The sequence below is a fragment of the Aurantiacibacter suaedae genome, from assembly GCF_005434915.1.
GTDB lineage: Bacteria > Pseudomonadota > Alphaproteobacteria > Sphingomonadales > Sphingomonadaceae > Alteraurantiacibacter > Alteraurantiacibacter suaedae.
In genome coordinates this window covers 64,025-90,140 of record NZ_SKCG01000003.1, presented here as the reverse complement: position 1 = coordinate 90,140, position 26,116 = coordinate 64,025, and the positions used below count along the sequence as shown (strand labels likewise).

23 protein-coding genes and 1 tRNA gene are annotated in these 26,116 nt (G+C 64.8%); 12 read left to right on the top strand and 12 right to left on the bottom strand.

What is annotated here, in order from left to right; genetic code table 11:
* The first annotated feature begins 113 nt into the window (after positions 1 to 113).
* Entirely contained in the window at positions 114 to 1,562 is a 1,449-nt protein-coding gene (der, locus tag E0473_RS11330; RefSeq protein WP_421721788.1) for a ribosome biogenesis GTPase Der, read from the top strand.
* Positions 1,563 to 1,696: 134 nt separating this feature from the next.
* Positions 1,697 to 1,903 carry a hypothetical protein gene (locus E0473_RS11325; protein WP_137681015.1) on the top strand — a complete coding sequence of 69 codons (207 nt, stop codon included), beginning with the start codon at positions 1,697 to 1,699 and terminating at the stop codon, positions 1,901 to 1,903.
* Between the two features lie 13 nt (positions 1,904 to 1,916).
* On the opposite strand, the gene bfr is transcribed toward E0473_RS11325, so the two are convergent.
* The 4 genes from bfr to E0473_RS11305 all read right to left on the bottom strand — a co-directional run bounded on the left by bfr (position 1,917) and on the right by E0473_RS11305 (position 5,228).
* Complete coding sequence (gene bfr, locus E0473_RS11320; protein ID WP_137681014.1) at positions 1,917 to 2,399, bottom strand: bacterioferritin; 483 nt, start codon at positions 2,397 to 2,399, stop codon at positions 1,917 to 1,919.
* Between the two features lie 121 nt (positions 2,400 to 2,520).
* Positions 2,521 to 2,715, bottom strand: a complete 195-nt coding sequence (locus tag E0473_RS11315; protein WP_137681013.1) for a (2Fe-2S)-binding protein — start codon at positions 2,713 to 2,715, stop codon at positions 2,521 to 2,523.
* A gap of 73 nt (positions 2,716 to 2,788) precedes the next feature.
* On the bottom strand, positions 2,789 to 4,072 hold the full coding sequence (locus E0473_RS11310) for a DUF418 domain-containing protein (RefSeq protein WP_137681012.1): 1,284 nt from the start codon (positions 4,070 to 4,072) through the stop codon (positions 2,789 to 2,791).
* A gap of 55 nt (positions 4,073 to 4,127) precedes the next feature.
* Entirely contained in the window at positions 4,128 to 5,228 is a 1,101-nt protein-coding gene (locus E0473_RS11305) for an SPOR domain-containing protein (protein ID WP_241657475.1), read from the bottom strand.
* A gap of 295 nt (positions 5,229 to 5,523) precedes the next feature.
* Between E0473_RS11305 and E0473_RS11300 the strand changes: the two genes are divergently transcribed.
* On the top strand, positions 5,524 to 6,240 hold the full coding sequence (locus E0473_RS11300; protein ID WP_137681010.1) for a ParA family protein: 717 nt from the start codon (positions 5,524 to 5,526) through the stop codon (positions 6,238 to 6,240).
* A 34-nt stretch (positions 6,241 to 6,274) separates the two neighbouring features.
* Positions 6,275 to 7,633, top strand: a complete 1,359-nt coding sequence (locus E0473_RS11295) for a tetratricopeptide repeat protein (RefSeq protein ID WP_161981579.1) — start codon at positions 6,275 to 6,277, stop codon at positions 7,631 to 7,633.
* A gap of 48 nt (positions 7,634 to 7,681) precedes the next feature.
* Here the strand turns inward: E0473_RS11295 and E0473_RS11290 are convergent, their stop codons facing one another.
* Together E0473_RS11290 and E0473_RS11285 are read right to left on the bottom strand one after the other, a co-directional pair.
* Positions 7,682 to 8,914: a dihydroorotase gene (locus E0473_RS11290; protein ID WP_137681008.1), complete on the bottom strand. Its 1,233-nt coding sequence runs from the start codon at positions 8,912 to 8,914 to the stop codon at positions 7,682 to 7,684.
* The gene (locus E0473_RS11285; protein WP_137681007.1) at positions 8,911 to 9,942 is read right to left on the bottom strand and encodes an aspartate carbamoyltransferase catalytic subunit; all 1,032 of its coding nucleotides are present in this window, start codon (positions 9,940 to 9,942) and stop codon (positions 8,911 to 8,913) included. Before E0473_RS11285 ends, E0473_RS11290 begins: the two co-directional genes overlap by 4 nt.
* 114 nt (positions 9,943 to 10,056) lie before the next feature.
* On the opposite strand from E0473_RS11285, the gene sppA reads away from it, so the two are divergent.
* The 5 genes from sppA (at position 10,057) to E0473_RS11260 (ending at position 15,329) form a co-directional block, all read left to right on the top strand.
* A complete protein-coding gene (sppA, locus tag E0473_RS11280; RefSeq protein WP_137681006.1) occupies positions 10,057 to 11,952 on the top strand; it encodes a signal peptide peptidase SppA in 1,896 nt (631 codons plus the stop codon).
* Positions 11,953 to 12,048: 96 nt separating this feature from the next.
* A tRNA-Val gene (locus E0473_RS11275) sits at positions 12,049 to 12,123 on the top strand.
* Between the two features lie 71 nt (positions 12,124 to 12,194).
* Complete coding sequence (gene serS, locus E0473_RS11270; protein WP_137681005.1) at positions 12,195 to 13,478, top strand: serine--tRNA ligase; 1,284 nt, start codon at positions 12,195 to 12,197, stop codon at positions 13,476 to 13,478.
* A 10-nt stretch (positions 13,479 to 13,488) separates the two neighbouring features.
* Positions 13,489 to 14,241 carry a 5'/3'-nucleotidase SurE gene (gene surE, locus E0473_RS11265; RefSeq protein ID WP_137681004.1) on the top strand — a complete coding sequence of 251 codons (753 nt, stop codon included), beginning with the start codon at positions 13,489 to 13,491 and terminating at the stop codon, positions 14,239 to 14,241.
* Between the two features lie 23 nt (positions 14,242 to 14,264).
* Entirely contained in the window at positions 14,265 to 15,329 is a 1,065-nt protein-coding gene (locus E0473_RS11260) for a potassium channel family protein (RefSeq protein ID WP_137681003.1), read from the top strand.
* A 222-nt stretch (positions 15,330 to 15,551) separates the two neighbouring features.
* Here E0473_RS11260 and E0473_RS11255 read toward each other — a convergent pair whose 3' ends face one another.
* Positions 15,552 to 15,965, bottom strand: a complete 414-nt coding sequence (locus E0473_RS11255; protein WP_137681002.1) for a DUF1761 domain-containing protein — start codon at positions 15,963 to 15,965, stop codon at positions 15,552 to 15,554.
* Positions 15,966 to 16,038: 73 nt separating this feature from the next.
* Here E0473_RS11255 and rimO point away from each other — a divergent pair, with 73 nt between their 5' ends.
* Both rimO and E0473_RS11245 read left to right on the top strand, forming a co-directional pair.
* Positions 16,039 to 17,403 (top strand): 30S ribosomal protein S12 methylthiotransferase RimO, encoded by a 1,365-nt coding sequence (gene rimO, locus E0473_RS11250; RefSeq protein WP_137681001.1) that lies wholly within the window; start codon positions 16,039 to 16,041, stop codon positions 17,401 to 17,403.
* 334 nt (positions 17,404 to 17,737) lie between these two features.
* Positions 17,738 to 18,487 carry a helix-turn-helix domain-containing protein gene (locus E0473_RS11245; RefSeq protein WP_137681000.1) on the top strand — a complete coding sequence of 250 codons (750 nt, stop codon included), beginning with the start codon at positions 17,738 to 17,740 and terminating at the stop codon, positions 18,485 to 18,487.
* Between the two features lie 110 nt (positions 18,488 to 18,597).
* On the opposite strand, the gene gcvPB is transcribed toward E0473_RS11245, so the two are convergent.
* From gcvPB to E0473_RS11220, 5 genes are read right to left on the bottom strand one after another with little or no spacing between them, the layout of a single operon-like run.
* Complete coding sequence (gene gcvPB, locus E0473_RS11240; RefSeq protein ID WP_137680999.1) at positions 18,598 to 20,148, bottom strand: aminomethyl-transferring glycine dehydrogenase subunit GcvPB; 1,551 nt, start codon at positions 20,146 to 20,148, stop codon at positions 18,598 to 18,600.
* Positions 20,145 to 21,503: an aminomethyl-transferring glycine dehydrogenase subunit GcvPA gene (gene gcvPA / locus E0473_RS11235; RefSeq protein ID WP_137680998.1), complete on the bottom strand. Its 1,359-nt coding sequence runs from the start codon at positions 21,501 to 21,503 to the stop codon at positions 20,145 to 20,147. Before gcvPA ends, gcvPB begins: the two co-directional genes overlap by 4 nt.
* A 14-nt stretch (positions 21,504 to 21,517) precedes the next feature.
* Positions 21,518 to 21,892 carry a glycine cleavage system protein GcvH gene (gcvH, locus tag E0473_RS11230; RefSeq protein WP_137680997.1) on the bottom strand — a complete coding sequence of 125 codons (375 nt, stop codon included), beginning with the start codon at positions 21,890 to 21,892 and terminating at the stop codon, positions 21,518 to 21,520.
* Positions 21,892 to 23,028 (bottom strand): glycine cleavage system aminomethyltransferase GcvT, encoded by a 1,137-nt coding sequence (gcvT, locus tag E0473_RS11225; protein ID WP_241657474.1) that lies wholly within the window; start codon positions 23,026 to 23,028, stop codon positions 21,892 to 21,894. Before gcvT ends, gcvH begins: the two co-directional genes overlap by 1 nt.
* Positions 23,021 to 25,426 (bottom strand): zinc-dependent metalloprotease, encoded by a 2,406-nt coding sequence (locus E0473_RS11220; protein ID WP_241657473.1) that lies wholly within the window; start codon positions 25,424 to 25,426, stop codon positions 23,021 to 23,023. Before E0473_RS11220 ends, gcvT begins: the two co-directional genes overlap by 8 nt.
* A gap of 164 nt (positions 25,427 to 25,590) precedes the next feature.
* On the opposite strand from E0473_RS11220, the gene E0473_RS11215 reads away from it, so the two are divergent.
* Positions 25,591 to 26,067 carry an Lrp/AsnC family transcriptional regulator gene (locus E0473_RS11215; protein ID WP_137680996.1) on the top strand — a complete coding sequence of 159 codons (477 nt, stop codon included), beginning with the start codon at positions 25,591 to 25,593 and terminating at the stop codon, positions 26,065 to 26,067.
* The last annotated feature ends 49 nt before the right edge of the window (positions 26,068 to 26,116 follow it).

Here is a 26,116-nt window from a genome sequence, read left to right as displayed (position 1 = left end):
GAAACTAGGTAAACAACCTAGGTTAATTGCCAATTTGCTGTGCCGTCCCTGCGCGCCTCGCTGCGCAAGAACACTTGCCAAGCGTCGCCGGGCGCGCCACCTGCACCGCTATCATGAAAATGCGCAAACTCCCGCAGGTGGTTATCATCGGCCGACCCAATGTCGGCAAGTCGACCTTGTTCAACCGTCTGGTGGGCAAGCGCCTCGCGCTGGTCGATGATCAGCCCGGTGTCACGCGTGACCGGCGCATGGGCGAAGCGGGCCTGCTCGGGCTCGAGTTCGAGGCGGTCGACACCGCCGGCTGGGAAGACGAGGACGCGCAGAGCCTGCCGGGCCGGATGCTGGCGCAAACGCAGGTCAGCCTCACCGGCGCCGATGCCGCGCTGTTCGTTTACGATGCGCGTTCGGGCCTTACTCCGCTTGACGAGGAAATCGCCCGCTGGCTGCGCGAGCAAGAAGTGCCGGTGGTGCTCATCGCCAACAAGGCCGAAGGCAATGCGGGCGAAAGCGGCATTATCGAGGGCTGGTCGCTCGGCATGGGCGAGCCGGTGCCGGTCAGCGCCGAACATGGCGAAGGCATTGCCGATCTTTACACCGCGCTCTCCCCGCTGATCTCCGAAAAGGCCGAGCGGATGCAGATCGAGGCCGAGGCCGAAGCTGCCATCGAGGCCGACCGGATGCGCGCCGCCGCCGAGGCAGCCGAGGCCGAGGGCATCGAGCTGGAAGCGCATGACCCGGCCGCTCCGCTGGCGCTGGCCATCGTCGGGCGGCCCAATGCGGGCAAGTCCACGCTGGTCAACAAGCTGCTCGGCGAAGACCGGCTGCTGACCGGGCCCGAGGCCGGGATCACGCGCGATTCGATCTCCATTGACTGGGACTGGACCGAGCCCAAATCGGGCGAGAACCGCAAGATCCGCCTGATCGACACGGCAGGGATGCGCAAGCGTGCCAAGGTCGTCGACAAGCTTGAGAAGCTCTCGGTCGCCGATGGCCTGCGCGCAGTCGACTATGCCGAGGTCGTGGTGCTGCTGCTCGATGCGACACGCGGGCTGGAAGTGCAGGATCTCAAGATCGCCAACAAGGTGATCGACGAAGGCCGCGCCCTGATGATCGCGATCAACAAGTGGGACGTGGCCGAGGATACCAGCGCGCTGTTCAATGGCGTGCGCGCGGCGCTCGATGATGGGCTGTCGCAGCTGAAGGGCGTGCCGCTGCTGGCGGTTTCGGCGGTGACCGGCAAGGGGCTCGATCAGATGCTAACCGCCGCCTTCGATCTGCGCGAAGCATGGAGCCGCCGCGTGTCGACTTCAGGCCTGAACCGCTGGTTCGACCACGCGCTGAACATGAACCCGCCCCCTGCCCCCGGCGGACGGCGGATCAAGCTGCGCTATATCACCCAGGTGGGCACGCGCCCGCCCCGGTTCGTGATTTTCGGCACCCGGCTGGACGATCTGCCCACCAGCTACGAACGCTATCTGGTGAACTCGATCCGCAAGGAGCTGGACTTCGGCGCGGTGCCGGTGCGCATCACGCTTAAGAGTCCGAAAAATCCGTTCGATTGAGCGAAAATTTCGGCCATTTGCAGGCCCACGATACATACTGACATAATCCTGCACCATTTCCGTGCGATAAGGCTCGTGGGGACAAGTCGAGTCGCGCGGGAACCGGCATTCCGCAGCGGCATTGGAGAGGTCAAATGGATCGGTATTCCCTGCACATTTCGCCCGCACCTGCCGCTGGCAGCTCGCCCATGACGTTCGACGTGCCCGATCTGCGCACCGCGCTGATCGTGGCAGAGATCAACATGGCCTCGGGCGTGGCCGAGGTGTGGCAGAAGGATCGCAGGCTGGCCAGCGTCCGGCGCGTCAACGCCGAACGCCTGCCCTATTGGCAAGTGGGGTGAGCCCGCGCGCCGTTCAGCCTTCGCTGGGCGACGACGAGTTAAGCTGCACGTAGTTTTGCAGGCCCATCCGGTCGATCATGTCGAACTGCGTTTCGAGGAAGTCGACATGCTCTTCCTCGCTATCGAGGATCGAAGCGAACAGGTCACGGCTGACGTAGTCGCGCACGATCTCGCAGTGGGCGATTGCATCGCGCAGCAAGGGAATAGCCTCGTTCTCCATCGCCAGATCGGCCTTGAGGATTTCCTCCACGGTCTCGCCCACCTTCAGCCGGTGGATGGCCTGGAAATTGGGCAGCCCGCCGAGGAACAGGATGCGCTCCGCCAGGATGTCGGCGTGCTTCATCTCGTCGATGCTCTCGTGCCGCTCGTAGTCGGCGAGCTTGTGGACGCCCCAGTCCTTCAGCACACGATAGTGCAGCCAGTACTGGTTGATCGCGGTGAGTTCGTTGGTGAGCGCCTTGTTCAGGAACTCGATGACCTTTTCGTCGCCCTTCATGTGATGTCTCCACTGGCTTAGGGGTATGCGGCCATGTGGGCCACCACCCCGCTGCAGAGCAAGCGAATTCTGCGTCTCGAAGGTCAAAAAATGGCGGAAAACTGCGCTTTTGCGAATGCGATCAGGCCGCAATATCAGCCGGTGCGAGAACCGAGCTGCGCTCCTCGGCGATCAGGTCGTCAGCCTCTTCCAGGCAATGGCCGCAGTTCGGCTTCTTGCCCAGCGCGCCATAGACACCTTCCGCATCGCCAGGACACAGCCGCGCAGCCTTGCGCAGGTCACATTCTTTGATGGCATTGCAGATGCAGATGTACATTGGCTCATCCCACTCCTGCGATTGATTCGCACGAGCCAGTCTATGCGATCTATTCGCAATAGCAAGGGTGAAATTAGCCTTTCCGGCGGAGCGAAAAGCGACGGCCATAGGTCAGGCAGCGCCACAGCCATTCGAGCGGCCCGAACCGGAAGCGCGCCAGCCACGGCTGCGACCAGGCGAGCATCAGCACACAGCCGCCCAGCGCCACCAAGTATAGCTCGGGCCGGGTGAGCTTGCCCCACAGCCCGCCCGCCCACGGATGGAACACCAGCACCATCACCAGCGAGGTGCCGAGATAGTTGCTGAAGGCCATTTGCCCCGCCGCCCACACCCTGCGCGCAAGCCAGCCCTTACACCGCGGCGAAGAGAGCGCAAGCAGCGCCGCAAGGCCCATAATCACCGGCAATCGCGGCAGGTGCGAGAAGGCCAGGAAGGCCGCCAGCGTTCCCCAATAGCTCAGCCCCGTCGCCTTGATCCACAGGGCCACGGCCAGCGTCACCACAGAACCCAGCACGAGCCCCGCCCAGCCCCAGCGGCGCACACTTACAGCGTCAAGCTCGCCGCTGAACAGGCCATAGCGATAAAGCGCCATGCCGATCAGCATCAGCGGCAAGGTCTCGAACAGATAGAGCACAGCGCCGGTGAACGGCTCCCACAGGTGCTCGCGCAGATTGTTGGCAACGAAGTCGGCATAGCTGCCCGAAGTCAAAATCGCCGTTTCCGCCTGACCGCGGGCGATCTCGGCCTGCGCTGCTGCGATCAGCTCTATCCGGGTTTCGGCCATGGCCGGGCCTGCGCCAAGGCTCGTCTCCGTGATCAAGAACGGCGTCGCCATGATCGCCATGTTGATCACCATGCCCAGCACATAGAGCAGCACGCCGAGCACCAGCAGGTTCATGCGCGGCCAGTGCATGAACAGCAGCGCCGCCATCCCCATCAGCGCATAAAGCACCAGAATGTCGCCGCGCCACAGGAAGTAAAAGTGGATCAGGCCGAACACCATAAGCCAGCCCAGCCGGCGCAGTTGCAGGCCGATCAGCCCCTCCCGCGCGTCCGCAGCCGCCTTCTCGGCCATCAGCGCCAGCCCTGCCCCGAACAGCAGCGAAAACAGCCCTCGCATCTTGCCATCGACGAGCACGAATTGCGCCACCCACAGCCAGTCGGAGGCCTCGCCATGCGGTGTCAGAAAGCCCCCGGGCCACGTGTACGCATCAAGCGGCTGGCCAAAACCGACCACGTTGGCCACCAGAATGCCCAATACCGCGATTCCGCGAATGAAATCGAGGCTCGTCAGGCGCTGCCGTGCGGCAACCGGGAGCGCCTCGCGGTGCTCGGAAAGGGAGGCGCTCGTCGGCATGTCGCCAAGTGGCTAGCAGAGGTTGCGCGCGGGGCGAAAGCCTATTCGCGCACCCTCAATCGCGCGTGACGAGACAGTCATGCCCGCTTCGCTTGAGCGCCGAGCAGGCCTCTTGCGCGGCGCTGCGGCTGGGATAGCCGCCTGCCAGCAGACGCGTGACACGGCCGCTCGGCACCAGCAGACGCTGCGCCCCGGCCAGCTCGCTCCGGCCCGAAAGCGAGGACCACAGCCGCTGTGCATTGCCTTCCACCGAAAAGGCGCCCAGCTGCACTTTCCACGGTCCCGTCATGCTCGCTGCCGTGGAAGGAGCGGGCGCGGACGGCGTTGGGGCTGGGGCAGCCGCAACGCGCGCAGGTGCAGGAGCCCCTTCCTGTGTCGGTACGGCCTGCGGCGCGCGAGCAAAGGTTGCCCCGGCCTCGGCAGGGCTTTGGGTGCCGTCGGCACGGTTTGCCTCGGCGAGCGAAGTCCGCGCGGCGGAAACCGATGGCGACACTGCCGTGGTCGGGATAGGCCGTGGCACCTGCGAACTGGCGGCGGGAAGACCGGTATCGCCCTCGTACCCAACCTGTGTGCCGGCAAAATCCACTTGCGCCAGCTCCACGGCACGCGCGCTTTCGGCTTCAGCCTGAAGTTGCTGCGCCAGCCCTGCCGCCTGCTGGCGCTGATCCAGCGGAATATACTGGTCCATTTCGGCAATTGCCGAGGCTGCCTGCGGCAAACCTTGCCCATTGGCCAGCGTCAGAAAGGCATAGGCGCGCACCCAGTCGCGCCCGGCCAGGTCGCCGTTGAAGTGGGCGATGCCAAGCAGATATTGCGCACGCGGATCGCCGCGCCGCGCCGCCGCCTGCACATAAGGCAAGGCCGCTTCGTGCCGCCCGCTCTGGAACAGGATCAGGCCATAGGTATCTGCAGCCCGCAAATGCCCTCCCTCGCTCGCACGGCGATAGAGATCTTCCGCCCTCGCCATATCGGCGGGAACGCCGCGCCCCAGCCGGTATGCCTGCGCCAGATTGAACAGGGCATCGGGATCGCCCTGCGCCGCCGGGCCTTCCCAAAGCGCGACCGCTGCGGAATAGTCGCCCCTGCCCCAGGCATCGACACCGTCGCGCACATTGGCCAGCAGCGGGGTGCCGACTACCAGCGTTGCCGCCGACATCAGTATGAACACAGAGCCGGATTTCGTGCGCAAAGCCATGCCGTTTCCCTAGGCGACGAGCCAAATGCCCGCCAATTCGACCTTGTCATAGTAAATCGACGCTTAGCAAAGAGTTTATTCTCAGTGTTTTTGCGGAGGCAAGCCTCGCGCACGATCTCACAAAAGCGTCCAAACGGCTGAAAAAGCACCGCTCGGCAGCGGCTCGTTTAACTCAATATAAACGGTGTTCTGCCAATCCATTCTCCAAAGCACCTCCGGGTGCCTGTTTGACCGATGTTTTCAAAGGGGACATGCCTTGCGCGTACTGGCATTGGCATCACAGAAGGGTGGTTCGGGGAAGACCACGCTGTCAGGCCACCTGGCCGTGCAGGCGCAGCGCGCCGGGGCCGGGCCAGTCGTCCTGATCGACATCGATCCGCAAGGCTCTCTGGCCGACTGGTGGAACGAGCGCGAGGAAGACTTTCCCGCCTTCGCGCAGACCACTGTCGCCCGCCTCGCCAACGATCTTGCCATCCTGCGCCAGCAGGGCTTCAAGCTGGCCGTGATCGACACGCCGCCCGCCATCACCATGGCGATCCAGTCGGTGATCGCCGTGGCCGAGCTGATGGTTGTGCCCACCCGCCCCAGCCCGCACGATCTGCGCGCCGTGGGTGCGACTGTTGATCTGTGCGAACGCGCGGGCAAGCCGCTGATTTTCGTCATGAACGGCGCCACCCCGAAGGCGCGGATCACTTCCGAGGCTGCCGTCGCGCTCTCGCAGCACGGCACGGTCGCGCCGATCACCCTGCACCACCGCACCGATTTCGCCGCCTCGATGATCGACGGGCGCACGGTGATGGAGGTCGATCCCGAGGGCCGCAGTGCGCAGGAAGTGACCGCGCTGTGGGCCTATGTCGCCGACCGGCTCGAAAAGAACTTCCGCCGCACGGTGTTCTCCGGCCACCAGAAGATTTCGCAGCAGGGCATCGGCGCCCGGCCGCAAGGCGGGTTCGGCCGCCGCGTGGCGCAGTAAGCCAGACAAACCGAGCGCCGAGGGAACCAAAACGATGACGATCACATCCTCCAAAACCGCGCTTCGCATTGGCCTCGCTTCGGCCATCGCCGCCGCGCTGGTCAGTGGCTGCGCTGGCGGGCCTGCTGCCCACAGCCAGGCCTCACGTGCAGATGTTCCGGCAAAGCTGGCTGAGGCCAATGCGGCGATCGCGCAGGCTGAAGCCGCTGTCGCCGCGAGCCCGCACGATGCCGCGCTGCGCCTCGCTCTGGGCGATGCCTATCTCGATGCCGGGCGCTTTGCCTCGGCGGAAACCACCTTCACCGATGCGATGGAGCTTGGCGAAGCCAGCCCGCGCGCAGCGCTGAGCCTTGCGCTGGCCCAGATCGCGCAGGCCAAGTATGCCGAAGCCAGCGAGTTGCTCGATACCTGGGGCAGCGAAATCGCACCGGCCGACCTTGGCCTCGCCATGGCGCTCGCCGGTCAGCCCGAGCGCGGCATTCACATCATGTCGAACGCGATCCGCGCGGGTGAAAACACGGTCAAGATGCGTCAGAACCTGGCCTATGCCTTTGCGATGGCCGGACGCTGGCGCGAAGCGCGCCTGATGGCGCAGCAGGATCTTCCGGCGGGCGAGGTGAATGCCCGGCTGGAGGAATGGGCGGGCCTTGCCAGCGCCGATTCCTACCAGCGCCGCATTGCCAGCCTGATTGGCGCGCCGACGAACATTCAGGATATGGGCCAGCCGGTCGAACTGGCGCTTTCGCCCGCTCAGAGCGCGCCGCTCTATGCCGAGGTGGAGACCTTCCCCAGCGCCGTTTATGACGGGGCCGAACTGGCCGCGCTGGGCGACGTGCCCGCGCTCAGCTCTGCCGCCAGCCGCGCGCCCGTGGCCGTGCCCGTGGCGAGCGAAGCCGAAACCGCCGCCACGCTGGCGATGAAGCCGGCTCCGGCGGCACCGACAGCCCGCAACTATTTCGCGCAGGCCTTCACCGACGTGGATCGCGGGCCCAGCACCATCGAGCGCGCCACCGCCAGCGACAGCCTTGCCTTCGTCAGCAACCCGGTGGTGCAGCCGCTTCCTGCCGCAGCTCCCGCCCGCGTGGTGTCGCCGGTGGCAGCGCCGGTTGTCAGCCGCAGCGCCGAGGCAAGCCATCTGGTCCAGCTCGGCAGCTTCACCAGCGAAGCAGGCGCGCGCCGGGCATGGAATACCTATGTCAGCCGCTTTCCCGAGCTGGCAGCGCACGACATGGTGATCACGCCGGCGAGCGTTCGCGGCAAGCGTTACTGGCGCGTGTCCGCCGGTGGTTTCGACCGCAGTGCCAGCACCGCAATGTGCCGCAATGTCCGCTCTGCTGGTGCGGGCTGCATCAGCTGGTCGGCGGCCAATCCGCTGCCCGGTGCTGTGAACTAAAGCTGCAAGACACCTTTGACCAACTTCGGGGTTTCGTTTCCCGAAACGTCAAAGCGCGACTTCGACCCCACCCTTCCACATCCGCGTGACGCGGCCTTCGGTCGGCTGCCGGTCGAACGGCGTGTTGCCCGCAGTCGCCGCCATCTTGCGCCGATCGACCAGCCACGGCTTCGATTCATCGACCAGCACGAGATCGGCCTCGGCCTCCTGTTCCAGCACACCCGCCGCAACGCCGAGAATGCGCGCCGGGTTGCGCGCCACCAGATCGAACGCGCGGGCCATATCGATCACCCCGTCGCGCACCAGCGTCAGCACCATCGCGAGCAACGTTTCGGCACCGGCCATGCCGGGTTCTGCGTCGGCAAAGGGCAGGCGCTTGTCTTCCGGCCCGCGCGGATCGTGCCCGGAGGCGATTGAATCAATTGTGCCATCGCCAATGGCCTCGATAACGGCCTGTCGGTCGTCTTCGCTGCGCAAGGGCGGCGAGAGCCGGGCGAAGGTGCGGAAGTCCGCCAGCGCGAGGTCCGAGAGCATGAAGTGCGCAGGCGTGACCCCGGCGGTGATCGCAACGCCGCGCGCCTTGGCCGCGCGTACCAGCGCCAGCCCGGCGCGCGTTGTCACCTGCCTTGCATGAAGGCGCGCGCCGGTCATTTCGGCCAGCGCAATATCGCGCGCCAGCGCAAGCGTCTCTGCCTGGGCAGGGGCCGAGGGCAGGCCCAGCCGCGTCGCCATTTCGCCCGCAGTTGCAGCGGCACGGCCCGAAAGCCCCGCATCCTCGGCATGGGCGACCACCGGCAGATCGAGCATGGCGGAATACTGCATCAACCGCAGCATCACGCCGCTATCGCCGATCCAGCGCCGGCCGGTCGCCACAGCCTTCGCGCCGGCATCGCGCATCAGCGCGAGTTCGGCCAGTTGCTCGCCCGCAAGGCCAATGGTGGCGGCGGCAAAGGGGTGGACCCAGAAGTCGGGCTTGCCGCTCTGCGCCATGAAACGCACCCGCGCCGGGTGATCGAGCAGGGGCGAGCAGTCGGGCATCAGCCCCGCGCGAGTGATCCCGCCAAAGTGAAACGCTGGCTTATCAACCGCGAAGACGCCCAGATCGACCAAACCCGGCGCAATCAGCAGCCCGCCTGCATCAACGACACGGTCGCCCTCTTCCGGCGACACCTCGCCAACGGCGACGATCAGCCCGTCGGCGCAGCGCACAGAGCCCTCGACCACTCCTGCAGGAGTGACGAGACGACCATTCGTAATCGCAAGCGGAGCGCGCTGTTTCATACCCACTCCCCGTCTTTCCATCCGGCCACACCGCGCGTGCGGCGGGTCAGCACATCGAGGCAGGCCATGCGGATCGCCACCCCCATCTCCACCTGGGCCGTAATCAGCGAGACCGCCGGATCGTCGGCCACGTCGCTGTCGATCTCGACGCCCCGGTTCATCGGCCCGGGATGCATCACGATGGCCTCGGGCGCATGGCTGGCGAGCCGCTCGCGGGTGAGGCCGTAAAGGTGGTGATATTCGCGCGGAGAGGGAATGAACTGCCCGTCCATCCGCTCGTTCTGAAGGCGCAGCATCATCACCACGTCAGTTCCGGCCAGCGCGCGGTCGAAATCGTGGAACGGCTCGACGCCCATCGCCTCGATCCCCTGCGGCATCAGCGCAGGCGGCGCACAGGTGCGAACCGTGGCCCCCAGCGCCTGCAAGGAAAGGATGTTCGAGCGCGCGACCCGGCTGTGCAGGATGTCGCCGCAGATCGTCACCGTCAGCCCGGTAAAGTCCTCGCTGGTCGCGCCCCGCTCGCGCAGTGCGCGCCGCAAGGCCAGCGCATCGAGCAGCGCCTGCGTGGGATGCTCGTGCTGCCCGTCGCCCGCGTTGAGCACCGGGCAATCGACCTTGCTCGCTATCAGCCCCACCGCCCCGCTCGACCCGTGGCGGATCACGATAGCATCGGCGCGCATCGCGTTGAGCGTCACCGCCGTATCGATCAGCGTCTCGCCCTTCTTGATGCTCGACTGCGAGGCATGCATGTTGACCACATCGGCCCCGAGCCGCTTGCCCGCGATCTCGAAGCTGAGCAGCGTGCGCGTCGAATTCTCGAAGAAGGCGTTGATGATGGTGAGACCCGCCAGCGCATCGGAATGCTTGGTGGCGCGGCGGTTGAACTCGACCCATTGCTCGGCCTCGGCCAGCAGATAGAGGATCTCGTGCCGCTCAAGCTGCGATATGGCGATCAGGTCGCGGTGCGGATAGGCCCGTTTGCCCGCAGGGAAGCGCGAGCCGGCCGAAGAGGTGGGCGCCGATGTCATCAAGCCCGAGCCGTTAATCGCAAGCGCCCGCCTGCTCAAGCGCTTTTGCCGCTGGCGGGCGTGGCAAAGGCTCTCTAGATTGCCCTCCACCGCACGATAGATGGGATCGAAGTAATGAGTTTTGCGCGCAAGGTCTGGCGCCTGTTGGTTGGAATCAAGGATGCGCTGGCGCTTGCCTTCTTCCTGCTGTTCTTCACCCTGCTGTTTGCGGCGCTCTCCGCCCGTCCCAATCCCGGCAGCGTCAACGACGGGGCGCTGCTGCTGAAGCTCGACGGCTCCATCGTCGAGGAAGTTGCCGAGATCGATCCGCTCTCGACCCTCATCTCACGCAGCCTGCCCACGCGCGAATATGCCGCGCACGAGCTGGTCCACGCCATCGACAGCGCTGCCGAGGATGACCGGATCAAGGCCATCGCGCTAGATCTCACCACCTTCACCGGCGGCGGACAGGTTTCGGTGAAGGACGTGGCCGATGCGCTTGCCCGCTTCCGCGCCACGGGCAAGCCCGTCAGCGCCTATGCCCTCGCTTACACCGACGATGCGATGATGCTGGCCGCGCAGGCGAACGATGTGTGGGTCGATCCGCTGGGCGGCGTTGCCATTCGCGGCCCCGGCGGCACGATCTTGTTCTATGCCGACGCGCTGGAGCGGTTCGGCGTAAACGCGCACGTTTATCAGGTCGGCGACTATAAGGGTGCGGGCGAACCCTATGCCAATGCCGCCATGTCGCCCGAATTCCGCCAGAACACCGAGGCCTATATCGGCGAGCTGTGGGACGAATATCGCGCCGCCATCGTGAAGAACCGGCCCGAGGCCGATTTCGACGCCATCACCACCGAAATAGAGGCCGCGCTTACCGCCGAGGATGGCGATATGGCCAAGCTCGCCGTTAGGGCAGGTTTTGCCGACTCCATCGGCACCTATTCCAAGTGGGGCGCGCACATGGCGGAGCTGGCGGGCAAGGACCAGTGGAGCGACCACCCCGCCGCCTTCGCCCATACCGAGCTTGACGTCTATCGCGCCAACACCGGCCCTGAGGAGCAGGCTGGCGACAAGACGATCGGCGTGGTGACCATCGCCGGCGCCATCAACGACAGCGAAGCCGGCCCCGGCACAGCCGGCGCGGCCCGGATCGAGCGCCTGCTCGACGATGCGCTCGACGACGATCTGGCCGCACTGGTAGTGCGGATAGATTCGCCCGGTGGCACAGTCACCGGCTCGGAGACGATCCGCCGCGCCTTGATGCGCTATCGCGACAAGAAGATCCCGGTGGTGGTCTCGATGGCCAACTATGCCGCCAGCGGGGGATACTGGATTTCCACCGCTGGCCAGCAGGTGTTCGCCGAGCCTGAGACGGTGACAGGTTCGATCGGCGTGGTGCTGACGGTGCCCTCGTTCGAGCGGTTGCTGCAGGACTATGGCGTCAATCCCGAACGGGTCGCAGTCACTCCGCTGTCGGGCCAGCCCGACGTGCTGGGCGGCTTCTCGCCCGAGGCGGACGCGTTAATGCGGATCGAAACGCAGTCGCTTTACCGGCGCTTCACCGGCCTCGTGGCGCGTGCGCGCAAGCTCTCGCCCAGTCAGATCGATCAGGTGGCGCAAGGCCGCGTATGGACCGGCGGCACTGCGCGCCAGCTCGGGCTGGTCGATCAGTTCGGCGGGCTCGACGATGCGCTGGCCTATGCCGCGCAGCAGGCCGGGATCGAGGAAGGCGACTGGGGCGTGAAACGGCTGGCCGATCCGCGCGATCCGTTCGAAGCGATGGTTGCAGGCCTGCTCACCGGCGAAACCTCCGAGGCAAGGCAGCCGCTAACCGTTTCAGCCGCGATTGCGGGCGACAACGGGCGGGTGGTGGCCGACATGCTGCGCGATCTGGAGCAGATGGTGGCAACGCCCGGCGTGCAGGCGCGGTGCCTGGGCTGTGTGATCGAGGGGCAGCCCAGGGCGAAAGCCAAAACCTCTGGCCCGGCGGGCTGGAGGGCGGTGCTGGAGTTTCTCAGCGGGCGCTGACGCAATTCTGCTGCACGAGGGCCTTGCCAAGCGTGAGGACAAGTGGCAAAGGCGCGCCCCTGCCCGGGACGCGACGTGATCGCGAATCGCAAGGGCGGGCGCGTAGCTCAGTGGTAGAGCACACCCTTCACACGGGTGGGGTCGCAAGTTCAATCCTTGCCGCGCCCACCATTTCCAACCAACCGGATTTGGCCCAAGCTCTGCTGGACAAGGCGCGCCCCATCGGGGCATAGGCCGAGCCCATGCACGACCTCAGATTCATCCGCGAAAATCCCGCAGATTTCGATGCCGCCCTCGCCCGTCGCGGAACCGAACCCGCTTCGCAGCGGCTACTCGCTCTCGATAGCGAGCGGCGCGACAATTCGACCCGGCTGCAGCAAGCGCAAAGCCGCCGCAACGATGCTTCGAAGGCCATCGGTCAAGCCATGGCCCAGGGCGACAAGGACAAGGCCGAAGCGCTCAAGGCCGAGGTCGCCGAACTGAAGCAGACCATGCCCGAGCTGGAAGAGCGCGACCGTCAGCTCGGCGCGGAGCTGGAGACGGCGCTCGCCAGCTTGCCCAACCTGCCCGCCGATGACGTGCCCGAAGGCGCCGACGAAGATGGCAATGTCGAGGTCAGCCGCTGGGGCACCCCGCGCGACTTCGCCTTCACGCCGGTCGAACACGCCGACCTCGGCCCGGCGCTGGGCATGGAGTTCGACACCGCCTCGGCCATGAGCGGCGCGCGCTTCACCTTCCTGCGCGGCCCGATGGCGCGGCTGCACCGCGCGCTGGCGCAGTTCATGCTCGACTTCCAGAGCGGGGAGCGCGGCTATACCGAGTGCAATCCGCCCGTGCTGGTGCGCGATCAGGCGCTTTATGGCACCGGCCAGTTGCCGAAGTTCGCCGAAGACCTTTTCCGCACCGGCGATGACCTGTGGCTCATCCCGACCGCCGAGGTTTCGCTCACCAACTCGGTGCGCGAGCAGATCATTGACGACCTGTCCGCGCCGCTGCGCCTCACCGCGCTGACCCCCTGCTTCCGCTCCGAAGCAGGCGCGGCTGGCAAGGATACGCGCGGCTTCATCCGCCAGCACCAGTTCGAAAAGGTCGAGCTGGTTTCCATCTGCCGCGAGGAAGACGCGGCAGTCGAACACGCGCATATGGTCGCCAGCGCCGAGGCCGTGCTTGAGGCGCTCGAACTGCCTTATCGCAAGATGCTGCTGTGCACCGGCGACATGGGATTTGGCGCGAAGAAAACCTTCGATCTTGAAGTTTGGCTGCCGGGGCAGGATGCCTACCGCGAGATCAGCTCGATCAGCTGGTGCGGCGAGTTTCAGGCGCGCCGCATGAATGCGCGCTATCGTCCCGAGGCGGGCGGCAAGAAGACCGCCTTCTGCCACGCTCTCAACGGTTCGGGCCTCGCCGTGGGCCGCACACTTGTCGCGGTGATGGAGAACTATCAGCAGGAGGATGGCACTATCGCCGTACCTGCCGCGCTCGCGCCTTACATGGGCGGGGTCGAAGTTGTGAAGCCGCTGGTCTAGAGCCGAGCCCATGCGCATTCTGCTCACCAACGACGACGGCGTTCACGCCCCCGGCCTCGCGCTGCTCGAAGAAATCGCCCGTACGCTGAGCGATGACGTGTGGGTCTGCGCCCCGGCGGAGGAACAGTCGGGCGCGGGCCATTCGCTCACCCTTCACAGCCCCGTGCGGCTGCGCGAACACGGCGACCAGCGCTACTCCGTCACCGGTACGCCCAGCGATTCGGTAAACCTCGCCTTGCGCAAGCTGTTTGCCGAGAAGACCCCCGACCTCGTTCTCTCCGGCATCAACTCCGGCGAGAACCTTGCCGACGACATCACCTATTCAGGCACCGTCTCGGCAGCGATGGAAGCGGCGCTGGCAGGCATTCCGGCTATCGCGTTAAGCCAGGCCTTTCGCGACTTGGGCCGCAGCTTCGCCGTAGCCGAAGAATGGGGCGCCAAGGTACTCAAGCCGCTGATGGCAACTGCCATGGCCAAGCGCACACTCGTCAACGTGAACTTCCCAGCCTGCGCGCCCGATGCGGTGCGCGGCATCCGTGTGGTGCGGCAGGGCTTCCATGACTACGCCCGCGGCAGCGTGGTCGAGGGCACCGATCCGCGCGGGCGCAACTACTATTGGTTCGGGCTCGAAGAGATGGAGCACACGCTCGATCACGGCACCGATCTGGAAGCCGTGTCCGAAAACTACGTGGCGGTAACGCCGCTGCAGCTCGACCTTACCGACCACGCCGCCATCGGCCGCCTGGCGGAGCAGTTCGGCTGAGGGGCATGGCGGGAGGATCAGGCATGTTCGAAAACCATCCTCCCAAGCGTTCGGGCGAACAGAGACGCCGCTTTTCCCCGTTGCGCCGCGCAGTGCAGATCCCCGTCTGGGGCGATCTTGGCATCCGGCTCTCGATCGCGCTGGCGCTGATCATGCTGGTGGTGATGATCCACTGGTGGGACCGCGACGGGCTGATCGACAATACCGATGGCCACGTCAGCTTTCTCGACGTGGTCTATTTCACGATGATCTCGATCACCACGACGGGGTTCGGCGACATTGCCCCTATCTCCGACCGCGCGCGGCTGGTCGAGGCCGTGATCGTGACGCCGGTGCGCTTCGCCGTGCTGTTTATCTTCGTGGGCACCGCCTACAATTTCCTCATCAAGCGATCTTGGGAGAAGTTCCGCATGGCCCGCATTCAGGACCAGTTATCGAACCACGTCGTCGTGCTCGGGTTCGGGGTTTCCGGCAAGGAAGCGGTCGAGGAACTGATCGAGCGCGGGACCGATCCCGCCTGCATCGTGGTGATGGATACCGCGCCCGAGCGCCTCGTCCATGCCGAGGATCTGGGCTGCAACGTGATCGAGGCCGATGCCACACGCGATGACAACCTGCGCGCGGTGCGGATCGACCAGGCGCAAACGGTCCTCGTCTCTGCGGGCCGTGACGATGCCTCGATCCTGATCGTGCTCACCGTGCGTCATCTGGCCCCCAACGTGCCGATCAGCGTGGTCGTTCGCGCCGACGATAACGAGCTGCTTGCGCGGCAGGCGGGCGCGGACAAGGTCATCAACCCCGTCCGTTTTACGGGGCTGCTGCTGGCCGGCAGTGCGCGCGGGGCGCATATCGCCGAATACCTCGCCGACCTCGCCTCGGTGACGGGCCGGGTGCAACTGGTCGAACGGCCGGTGAAGCCTGAGGAAATCGGCAAGTCGCTGTCTGCACTGGCGACGGGCGGGCGCGGGATGCGGATTTATCGCAATGGCCGTGCTTGCGGGTTCTGGGAGCCGGAAACCGACGCACTTCAGGCGGGCGATGTGGTGGTGGAAATTTTGCCCAGCGCGCCGACTGAGAGCGAGGGCTGACCTTTTCTCTCAGGGCTGAAGAAAAGTTCAATCCCAGACCTGAGCCGCCTCCTCTTCCCCAACACCCGCTCGCCCTGAGCCTGATGACAAAGCGTTGACCCGCAAAGCCCTTCCCCTTGGGGAAGGGTTGGGATGGGGGTTCCACGCCAGCCTCGAGCCCCCACCCCCAGGCCCTCCCCAAGGGGAGGGGAGCATGGTGGATCAGGGGCATGTTATCAGTCTCTAGCCCAGCAGGATAAAGGCCCCGCCTGCCAGCGCCATGCCCACCACGAAGTAGCCCGCGTCGATGGCGAACAGTTTTCCCGGCCTCATCTGGTAGAGGTAGTTGATCCCCAGCGCCGGAGCCATCACCGCCACCGCGAGGCCGGTTGCCATCATCATGATTACGTGCGGAGCCGGATTGGTGCGCGCGATCAGATGGCCAAGCATCAGCACCACTACCATCTCGAACGCGAAACTCAGCAGCATGATGAGCCAGACCGGATTCGCCCCCGGAATGCCATCCTTCATCATCTGCTCGGTCACGCCGTTCATGTCGCGCCAGGCCTTGCCGAACAACGGCCCATACCAGAGCGCGCCCAGCAGCCAGAACGCTGCGGTTCCGGCGAACACCGCCAGCAGGTTGATTGCGCCCATCGCTCGGCTCCTTTTCTCACAAGCAGCGCCCATCTAGCGCATCGCGCCCATCGGGTGTAGGGGCGCTGCGATAATGGCTACCCAAATACCTGATCCAAAGCGCATCGGCATGGTCTCGCTCGGCTGCCCCAAGGCGCTGGTCGATTCCGAGCGCATCCTCACGCGGCTACGCGCCGATGGCTATGCCATGAGCCCCGACTATGCCGGGGCCGACGTGGTGCTGGTCAACACCTGCGGCTTCTTGGACAGCGCCAAGGAAGAAAGCCTCGAAGCTATCGGCGAGGCGATGGCCGAAAACGGCCGCGTGATCGTGACCGGCTGCATGGGCGACGAGGCCGAGGCGATCCGCGCGCGTTTCCCGCAGGTGCTGGCGATCACCGGCGCGCATCAGTACGAGGACGTTGTCGAAGCCGTCCACGAGGCCGCTCCGCCGACGCAGGGGCCGTTCGTTGACCTCATTCCGCAGCCTGACATCAAGCTGACCCCGCGCCACTACAGCTATCTCAAGATCTCGGAGGGCTGCAACCACTCCTGCGCCTTCTGCATAATTCCCGATCTGCGCGGGAAACTCGCCAGCCGCCGCATCGACGCGGTGCTGCGCGAGGCGGAAAAGCTGGTCGCCGCGGGCACGCGCGAGCTGCTGGTGATCAGTCAGGACACCTCGGCCTATGGCGTCGACACCCGCCATGAGGAGCGCGAGTGGAAGGGCCACCCCGTCCGCGCGCATATGACCGACCTCGCCCGCGAACTCGGCCAGCTGCGCACGCCCGATGGCGCCACCCCGTGGACGCGGCTGCACTACGTCTACCCGTACCCGCACGTCGATGCGGTGATCCCGCTGATGGCGGAGGGGCTGCTTACGCCCTATCTCGATATTCCCTTTCAGCACGCCGCACCGAAAGTGCTCAAGGCGATGAAGCGTCCGGCGAACGAGGCCAAGGTGCTCGAACGGCTGAAGAGCTGGCGCGAAGTGTGCCCCGAGATCGCGGTACGCTCGTCATTCGTGGTGGGCTTCCCCGGCGAGACCGAGGAGGACTTCCAGTACCTGCTCGACTGGCTGGAAGAGGCCCAACTCGACCGCGTAGGCGCGTTCAGGTTCGAGCCGGTTGATGGGGCGCAGGCCAATGCCCTGCCCGACCCGGTGCCCGAGGAGGTGAAGGAAGAGCGCTATGCCCGGATCATGGAAGTGACCGAGCGAATCAGTGCGGCCAAGCTCGCGGCCAAGGTCGGCAACGTGCTTCCGGTGATCATCGACGAGGTCGGCGAGCCTGACGAGGACGGCGATATCGGCGCCACCGGCCGCTCGCAGGCCGATGCACCCGAGATCGACGGTGCGGTTTACTTGCGCGATGTGCCCGCTGACTTGCAGCCCGGTGCCTTCGTAAACGTCGAGGTCGAGGATGCCGACGCTCATGACCTGTTCGGGGTCATTGCCTGACCCTGTCACGCCCCAAGGTGTGACAGGTGTGACAGTGTCCTGGAGAGAAAAAGCTCCGGGTCACAAAAGCACCGCAAAGCCGCAGGAATTCGACGATGGGAAAGAGCGCAGGCGCAGGGCCTTCGCTCTTATGCCTGCGCTTGGCGCGTGTAGGAAAGCGGCCAGTTCGCAGGCCCCGCCGCCGCTTTCGAACGATCGTCCGCTATCGGGATGTCAGCTCTATGATCGAATGGCTGGAATTGAGGTGGAAAGCAATCACGCTTATTGAGCCTAAAAGGTCATCACTATCGGGCCTTACTTCGATCTGTCCCATACCATCTTTACCCCCAAAAACATGAAGACTGAAGAGAAACTCGCTCGATTGACCGAGCGCGAGAAAGTGTGCCTGCGGGAATGGCTACAACACAAATCCGCAAAAGAAATCGCGGCCGATCTGCAGATTTCGCACCACGCGGTCGAGAAGCGGTTGAAGATGGCAAGGACAAAGCTCGGCACCACTTCCTCGTTGCAAGCTGCACGGTTACTCAACGAGGCAGAAGGGTACGGTCCAACAGTAGCCCAAACGCCGGACTTTACCACTACAGCCCACCAGTCCCATGCGGTGTTCACCTGGTCACTGATTTTGGGAGCAATAGCCGTTATCACTATCGCAACAGCATTAGCACTATTTTTGTTGTCGCAGTCCGTTGGAGAGGAAAAGGCCTATCAGGATGCCGTGCGCCAGAATCGGCAAGAAGAAAAACAGCTCGAACGTGCGCTTACCAACATCATCGCTGTGGCTGAAGTTGGCCCTGACGGGGAGGTTTTCTTTACAGAAGCTCTTAGCGACCAACGCTATCTGCAACCGCAAAGCGGGCACTATTGGCAGATTAGCGGCACAGGACACTACGACTTGCGGAGCCGATCATTATGGGATCGCAACCTCGAGGTGAGATACCCTCAGGCGTCGGGAAAAACGCTCTACTATGCTTCAAATCAATTTCCGAACGAGCCTCTCAGGGTTGCTCAGCGTTCGATTTTCTTACCGGGCAGCGACGTCGAATGGCAATTTATCGTCACTCGTTCGCGCGAAGCCCCCAATTGAACCTTCCCGCTTGGCGAATGTCCGGAGTTGGGTCGACTCCGGAATGGCCGCTCTTGCGGCAGGAACATCCCGAAGCTGACGCCCAATTACGTTTCGACCTACTCCCGCCGCTACTCCGTCCACACCAGCTTTGGCTTCCTAGCCGCCGCCGTCTCATCGAGCCGGGCACGAGGCGCATAAAGCGGTGCGAGGTGGAGGCTTTCGTCCCCCGCCCTGGCCCGCTCGACAATCCCGCGCAGCGCGCCGATGAACTCGTCGAGCGCGGCCTTGCTCTCGCATTCGGTCGGCTCGATCAGCATCGCACCGTGGACCACCAGCGGGAAGTAAACCGTCATCGGGTGGAAGCCCTCGTCGATCAGCGCCTTGGCCAAGTCGAGCGTCGAAAAGCCCTTGGCAAACCCCTCGTCGGAGAACAGCGCCTCGTGCATGCACGGCCCCGCATCGGCGAAGGGCGCCTCCATCACGCCTTCCAATGCGCGCAGCACATAGTTGGCGTTGAGCACCGCGTCGCCCGAGACCTGCGCCAGGCCATCGGCTCCGTGCGACAGAATATAGGTGAGCGCGCGGGTGAACATGCCCATCTGCCCGTGGAACGCCGCCATCCGGCCAAAGCTCTCGCCCGCGCCTGCGTCGCCTTCCTCGACCAGTTCAAAGCTGCCGTCTGCCGCCTTGGTGACATAGGGCAAGGGCGCATAGGGGGCGAGCGCCTCCGACAGCACCACCGGCCCCGAACCCGGCCCGCCGCCGCCGTGCGGGGTGGAGAAGGTCTTGTGCAGGTTGATATGCATGGCGTCGATGCCGAGATCGCCCGGCCGCACGCGCCCCACGATGGCGTTGAAGTTGGCCCCGTCGCAATAGACATAGCCGCCCGCCGCGTGGACCGCCTCGCAGATCGCAATCATGTCGCGTTCGAACAGGCCGCAGGTGTTGGGGTTGGTGATCATCAGCCCCGCCACGTCCGGCCCGAGCCGCGCCTTGAGCGCTGCGAAGTCGATCCGTCCATCGTCTCCCGCCGGAATGGCCTCGACCTTGTATCCGGCGAAGGCGGCGGTGGCGGGGTTGGTGCCGTGGGCCGAACTCGGCACCAGCATCACCTCGCGCGGATCGCCGCGTGCTTCGAGCGCGGCGCGGATGCAGAGCACACCGCACAGCTCGCCATGGGCGCCGGCCTTGGGGCTCATCGCCACCGAGTGCATAGCGGTGAGCGTCACCAGCCAGTGCGCCAGCTCGTCAATCACGCCGAGCGCGCCCTGCACCGTGTTCATCGGTTGGAGCGGGTGGAGATCGGCAAAGCCGGGCATCCGCGCCACCTTCTCATTAAGGCGCGGGTTGTGCTTCATCGTGCAGCTGCCGAGCGGGAACAGGCCAAGGTCGATGGCATAGTTCTGGCGGCTGAGGCGCGTGTAGTGCCGCACCGTTTCGGGTTCGCTTAAGCCCGGCAGGGCGGGAGGGGTAGCTCGTGACATCCCGCCCAGCCGGGTGGACGTCTCTGCCGAAGGGGTTGGCAGGTCGACGCCGCAATTGTTCAGTGAGCCGATCTCGAAGATCAGCCCTTCTTCGAGCATCAGCGCGCGGTTGCCGGTGCTGGTGGGCGCGCCTTCGCCATCGAGAGCGACAGCCTCGGGGGTGGACGGACGCCAGCCGGAGGGGTTCGCGTTCATGCAAGTTTCTCCCGGATCGCGGTGACAAGGGCGTCGATATCGTCCTCACTGATGGTTTCGGTAACGGCGACGAGCAGCCCTTTGGCAAGCCCCTCCTCCCCCGGATAGAGCCGCCCGAGCGAAACACCCGCCAGCACGCCGTCTGCCGCCAGCTCTCGCACAACAGTGCGGGCATCGGTGGGCAGGACGAGACAGAACTCGTTGAAGAAGCTGTCGTTAAGCACCGAAACTCCCGGCACTTCGGCCAGCTTGTCAGCCGCTAGGCAAGCCAGCCGGTGGTTTTCCGCCGCCAGCGCCGCCAGGCCCGTACCGCCAAGCAAGGTCATGTGGATCGAGAAGGCCAGCGCGCACAGCCCCGAGTTGGTGCAGATGTTGCTGGTCGCCTTCTCGCGCCGAATATGCTGCTCGCGCGTGCTCAGCGTCAGCACGAAGCCGCGTTTGCCGCTTGCATCGACGGTCTCGCCGCAGAGCCTGCCCGGCATATGCCGAACATGCTCCGACCGGCAGCCGAACAGGCCCAGGTACGGCCCGCCGAATTGCAGTCCGACGCCAATCGACTGGCCCTCGCCCACCACGATGTCCGCGCCCAGCTCACCCGGCGAGCGGATCGCGCCGAGCGCCACCGGCTCGGTGACGACCGCCACCAGCAGGGCACCTTGCGCGTGGGTGGCCTCAGCAATCCTGGCGAGATCTGGCAAGCGTCCGAGAATGTCGGGATACTGCACCAAGACACAGGAAGTCTCACCGTCGATCTGCGCGATCAGCGCGTCCTCGCCCGCATTGGCGCTGAGGCGCGGGGCCTCGTGCACGATCTGGTCGCCGGTAAATTTCGCCATGGTCTTGATATTGCCCGCATAGTGCGGATGCAGACCCGGCGAGAGCAGCGCCTTGCCGCGCTTGGTGATGCGGCGGGCCATTGCCACCGCCTCCCAAGCCGCGGTCGACCCGTCGTACATCGAGGCATTGGCAATGTCGCAGCCGTAAAGCCGGGCGACCTGCGTCTGAAACTCGAACAGCATCTGCAAGGTGCCCTGCGCGATCTCGGGCTGATAGGGCGTATAGGCGGTGAGAAACTCGCCGCGCTGGATCAGATGATCGACCGAGGCCGGCACATGGTGGCGATAGGCCCCTGCGCCGAGGAAGAACGGAGCCTCCCCGGCCGCCGTGTTCTGGCTCGCGAGCCGCGCCATATGCCGTTCCACCGCCATTTCGCTGGCGTGATTTGGCAGGCTTTCGATCGGCCCGTCGAGCAGTGCGGCGGAGGGCACATCGGCAAACAGCGCCTCGATGGATGGGGCACCGATAGCCGACAGCATATCGGCCCGGTCAGCCGGGGTAAGCGGAAGATAACGCATGGACTTGCCTCGTGTTAGTCGAGATCGGCGCAGAAGGTGGCGTAGGCTTCGGCGTTCATCAGCCCTGCAAGTTCCGACGTGTCGGCGATGGTGGCCTTGAAGAACCAGCCGTCGGTCTCGGCGGCGGTGTTGACCAACGCCGGATCGTCTTCGAGCGCGGCGTTGCCTTCGGTCACTTCGCCGGTGATCGGGCTGTAGACGTCGCTCGCGGCCTTGACCGATTCCACTACGGCGGCTTCCTTGCCTTTGGCCACGGCGGTGCCCGCCGCAGGCACCTCGACGAAGACGATATCGCCCAGTTGCTCCTGAGCGTGATCGGTAATCCCCACGGTGGCACTGGTGCCTTCGACCTCAATCCATTCGTGGTCGGTTGTGAAGTAGCGGGTCATTATTTTCCTCCTTGGCGACGGTAGTTGTGAGGTACGAAGGGAAGCGGTGCGACCGTGGCGGAAAGCTTGCGGCCGCGCACGTCGATTTGAAGTTCGGTGCCGGTTGCGGCGAGCCCCGCCTCGACATGGCCCATGGCAATGGGCCGACCCAGCGTGGGCGAATGGCCACCCGAGGTGACGACGCCAACCACGCGCTCGCCCGCCATGATCGTCGCGCCTTCGCGTGCCGGAGCGCGGCCCTCGATGGCGAGGCCCACGCGCTTGCTCGGCGCACCCTCTGCCAGCAGCGGCAGGATCGTCTCGGCCCCTGCAAAGCCGCCTTGCTCGCGTCGACGCTTGGAAATGGCGAAGGCAAGGTCCGCGCTGACCGGGTCGATGCTCGCGGTCATATCATGGCCGTAAAGCGGGAGGCCCGCCTCAAGCCGCAAGCTGTCGCGCGCGCCCAGCCCGGCGGGTTTGACCCGTTCGTCCGCCAGCAGCGCATCGGCCAGCTTCACCGCCTTGTCCGAAGGCACAGCGATTTCGAACCCGTCCTCACCGGTATAGCCCGAACGGCACACGATCAGATGCGCATCCGCGCAGCCCCGGCTGGCCGAGGCCATGAACGGCAGCGCCTCGGCAATGCCCGGCAGAAGGTCGTCGAGCACCGATGCGGCCAGCGGGCCTTGCAACGCGATCAGTGCCATTTCGTCATGATAGGCGAGCGTCACCTCTTCGGGCAGGTTCGCGCGCAGATAGGCGATGTCGTCGTGCTTGGTCGCCCCGTTCACCACCAGCCGGAACGAATCCTCGCCGGTGCGGGTGATAAGCAGATCGTCGAGAATGCCGCCATCCTGCGCCAACAACAGCGAATAGCGCGTGCGGCATTCCTTCAGCGCACCAAGATCCGCCGGAAGCAGCTTTTCGAGCGCAGCACCGGCACCCGGCCCAGCCACGGTGAGCTGGCCCATATGGCTGACATCGAACAGGCTCGCGCTCGTCCGTGTCCACTCGTGTTCGGCCATGATCCCTTCATACTGAATGGGCATGGCATAGCCCGCGAACTCGACCATCCGGCCGCCCTTCTCGCGGTGCCAGCTATCGAGCGGGAGCAGCAGAGGTTCCGCCTTGGCCTCCATCGTCGCGGCCTCAGTCATCGAACCATCCTCCAAAACCGCCAATGGGCATCCCGGGCGGAATCTCGGGCGCCTCTTCCTTGTTGGAAAGCACCGCTGCGAGCGCATCCGGATCGTCGAGCAAGTCGGCAACATAATGCGCCCAGTCTGCGTCGACGCCGCCTTCCGCATCCTCCAGCCCGTCCTTCAGGCTATCGAGCCGGCTGGCGATAATGGCCGCAGCCTCAGGCGAGGTTTCTTCGTCGCGCATAGCCTCCACCAGCGAGAGCACGGTGCGCCAGGCGATCCGGCGACCGACCTCGTTGCTGCGCGCATTGATCACATCTGAAACCAGTTCGTCAACCAGATCCGTGACCCCTGGCATGGTTGCATCCTGCCTGTGCTGCTCGACAAGCCGCGTAAGGCGCGCAGGTGCGAGCATACTGTCGAGCGTGATCTGCGCGGCGACGTCGGCCGCCACCAGCGGATCGAACGAGGCCGCGCCCGAATTGCGGAACACCTCGATATCGAACTGCGGATCACCTGTTCGGGTGATCGGCACCGACAGCAGCGGCAGCAGCCGGTCGGGCACGGTGAGGAAATTCTCGTCGAGCGTGTCGATCAGGGCGGCCATCGCCGCGCGCTGCGTGTCCGCGTCGATCCATTCGGGCAGCGGGTGGTTATCGCCCGCCACCTTGTAATCATAGGCAAGGCCGCCGATCAGCTTGCCCGCCGCGTCGATATCGTAGCGGTGGAGCAGCCAGATCGGCACGAACTTGCGGCGTAGGAAGGCCAGCGGCTCGCCCGGCAGCAGCACCTGCTCGCCGAAGTTGGCGAGCGCGATGGCGCGGACCGCCTCCATGTGGTCGAGGGCGGCGATGGGGTCAGGTCCGTCGTCCCACATGGAGGCCGCAGCACTTGGCAGCGAGGGGTCGCGGCCGTCGATATCGGTGGAGAAGGCAAGGCCAGCCTCTTCTGCCGCCCACGCCTTGGCTTCGGCGCTTTCGGCACTGCCGTAGAGCCAGTCGACCGAATAGTCGTCCCATGCGCCGCCGCCGTGTTTGTAAGCATCGCGCAGGCTGATCTGGCCGTTTTCCAACAGGATGCGCGGGCCGGGATAGTCCATCACAGTCGTGCGATCCTGCGTGGAGCCGGCGAAGTTGTGCATGAAGCCGATGGCATGGCCGACCTCGTGCGCGCCGAGCTGGCGGATACGGTCTAGCGCCGCCCGCACCGGGTCGTTCGGGCCGCCGGTGCCGTTTTGCGCGGTGCCGACCAGCCCCTCGAAAATGGTAATGTCCTGCCGCACACGTAGCGCGCCGAGCACCACGTTGCCCTTGATGATTTCGCCAGTGCGCGGGTCGCGGATGCCGCCGCCGTAGGACCACCCGCGCGTCATCCGGTTGGCCCAGTTGACCATGTTATAGCGCACGTCGAGCGGGTCTGCGCCCTCGGGCAGGATCTCGGCGCGGAAACCGCCGGTAAAGCCCGCCTTGTCGAACGAGGAGGCCCAGTAGTTCACGCCTTCCATCAGCGCAGTGCGCACCGGTTCGGGTGCGGCGCGGTCGATATAGAACACGATCGGCTTGACCACCGGGCTTGCCTCGGCGCTGGGATCGGTCTTTTCGAGGCGGAAGCGAGCGGCCAGCGGGATCGCTACCGGCTGGCCGAGCGGGGAGCCGTAATCATAGATAATCGGGCCGGACACCGGCGCGCGCGGATCGGCCACGCGCGGCACGAAGCCAGGCTCGGGCAACGCGATAAACGAGTGATGGACGATGAAGGTGAGCGCGCGGGGCTCGGGCGAGAAATCGCGCATCTCGCGTGAGGGACGCGCGCTGGTGAAGGTCTGGATGGTGTCTATCTCGGTGTTGAGCGGAAAGCTCTTCACCGAAGCGGTGTCGATGCCCGAAAGGTCGGGCGCGGCACGATAGTCGCCGCCGGGTGCCAGCGCCGCAGAAACGTCGATGGAATCGCGCAAGAGGAACTTCGACATGTCGACGACCACCCCGCCCGCGCCGCGATCGTCAACGATCGGCAGCATGGCGACCACCGCCGTGGGGAAGCTTTCAGCCGCGCCGGTAGCGGTGTCGGCATCGCCGGTGGCCTCGAACTTGGGGTTCTCGAACACAGCAGCAATCTGGGTGCCGACCTTGCGGAAGCACAGCAGTTGCTCATCGCCCAGCATCCCGCGATCGAGCCGCATGTTTGGCGAGCCGAGGCCCGAACGCAGCGAGGTTGCATAGATATAGCAACCCGAGTCGCCCTCGGCATCGAGCGCGGGAAGCGTGAAGTAGACCGCGCCGCTGTCAGCCGGAGTGGTTGGGGCGAACAAGCGGTCCTGCGCCTGGGCCGATGTTGATACGATCAAGGCGGCCATGCCCAGTGCCGCACGCGAAGATGCCGCGCGCAGGCATGAAGTGTTTGAAACGAAACGCATGATGCCCCCGTGATTGCGCCCCGCCAGACCTTGCGCGGCTTTCTATTAAGGGGGATACCACCAAAGCCATTGCGTTTATCGTGAAATATGCAAAAGTTTGGCAGTCATATTTTTAATATCGAGCGTCATGAAAGGATATATCGTTGAAATCCTCCATCGCATCCATGGATCGTACCGATTTGCGAGTCTTGAAAGGCCTGGTAGCCAACGGTCGCGCAGCCGATGTGGCTCTGGGCGAAGAGGTTAACCTGTCGAGCACGGCGGTGGCTCGCCGCCGCAAGATTCTCGAAGAGGCTGGCGTTATCTCCGGATATGCCGCGATAATTGACCAGAAAAAGCTCGGCTATTCAATCACCGCGTTGGTTCTCATCCAGCTCAGTTCGCAGGAAGAAAGTTCGCTGGTGGAATTCGAAGCCGCCGTGCTCGAATGCCCGTCGATGTCGTTCTGCTCTTTCATCTCGGGCGAGAACGACTTCATGATGCTGATCAACGTGCGCAGCTTCGAAGAGTACGACCACGTATACCGGCGCGAGCTTTCCAAACTGCCTTATGTATCGAAAATCCGCTCATCCTTCCTCATGCGCGAGGTGGCAAAGAGGCGCGTCGCGCCGGTAATTCTCGAATCAGACGGCAAGCGTTGACGAATCACAATAATCTTTGCCGGGTTAAAATTGAAATCCGTTGCAATTT